The sequence below is a fragment of the Paenibacillus sp. E194 genome (genome assembly GCF_000935845.1).
Lineage (GTDB): Bacteria > Bacillota > Bacilli > Paenibacillales > Paenibacillaceae > Paenibacillus_B > Paenibacillus_B alvei_B.
On record NZ_JMDX01000551.1, the window covers coordinates 1 to 536 of the forward strand.

Sequence of the window (536 nt, forward strand, 5' to 3'; positions counted from 1 at the left end):
AAAGTTAGGCATCCCGACCGTAATAGATCGGGTGATCCAGCAAGCGATCTCCCAGCAGCTGCAACCGTTGTTCGAGCCGATCTTCTCGGACGGAAGCTACGGCTACCGCCCGGGACGAAGTGCGCAGCAAGCCATTCGAAAAGTAAAAGCGTATGTGGTGCAAGGCTATGGACATGCGGCTGAAATCGATCTGTCGAAATACTTCGACACGTTGAACCACGAGCTTCTTTTGAATCTGCTGCGCAAACAAATCCAGGATAAACGCGTCATCAACCTGATCAAAAAGTACCTGAAAAGCGGAGTCATGGAAAACGGCGTGCGGCGGGCAACAGAAGAAGGCTCACCCCAGGGTGGACCGTTGTCTCCTCTTTTGGCAAATATCTATCTGAACAAATTTGATCAGGAGATGGAAAGCCGAGGCGTGAGGGTCATCCGCTATGCGGATGACATCGTCGTGCTTGCGAAGAGCAAGCGAGCAGCCATGCGACTGTTGGAATCCAGCCGGACGTATTTGGAACAGAAGCTAAAGCTCCAAG

Annotated in this window: 1 protein-coding gene; it reads left to right on the forward strand. The window is 52.1% G+C overall.

What is annotated here, in order from left to right:
- The coding region (locus AZ66_RS29510) for a reverse transcriptase domain-containing protein (protein ID WP_044358241.1) at nucleotides 1–536 on the forward strand (536 nt) is incomplete at both ends.